This is a genomic window from Streptococcus sp. HMSC072D05, from assembly GCF_001815805.1.
Lineage (GTDB): Bacteria > Bacillota > Bacilli > Lactobacillales > Streptococcaceae > Streptococcus.
The window spans coordinates 674-1148 of record NZ_KV821993.1 but is presented as its reverse complement, the minus strand read 5'-3'; the positions used below and the strand labels follow the sequence as shown (position 1 = coordinate 1148).

The following is a 475-nucleotide window of genomic DNA, read 5'->3' as shown; positions in this document are numbered from 1 at the left end:
GTCAAACCATTCCTCTGGGGTCACGTATTCTTCTTGAGGAATAAGAGCCCAATCTCCTTCAGTTATTTTTTTCTCAATTTCAGGATATTCCTCAAAGAGGTTTATGTTGGTATCAACAACCTTGCCCGCCTCTTTAAAAGGCAAAGAACTTTCAATGAGCCGACCTACTACATACCCCTTATCTTCTGCATACTGATCCAGTGTCGTATAAAAATAGTAAGGACCCGCTTCATAGATATCTGAACGCTCTTGATACTCTCCTTCTACTTTTCCACTATCAATGTTTAAAACTACGGTTTTCATATCACCTTGATTATCTTTGACTTCTATATTGATGGTGCTTTTAGGATTATCACGATAGGTAAGAATCTTGAAATCAATCGGAAAAAAACTGGCGTCATAGTCTGCGACCACTTTGTTTAGATCTACTTCTTTAACGGCTAAGTCTTCTGTTCTATAGTCATAAAGACGAATC

General features: G+C 37.9%; 1 protein-coding gene. It reads right to left on the bottom strand.

Translation table 11 applies throughout. The annotated features are described in order from the left end of the window. Positions 1–475, bottom strand: a 475-nt coding sequence (locus HMPREF3057_RS01885) for a hypothetical protein (protein WP_070696109.1), incomplete at both ends; no start/stop codon positions are given.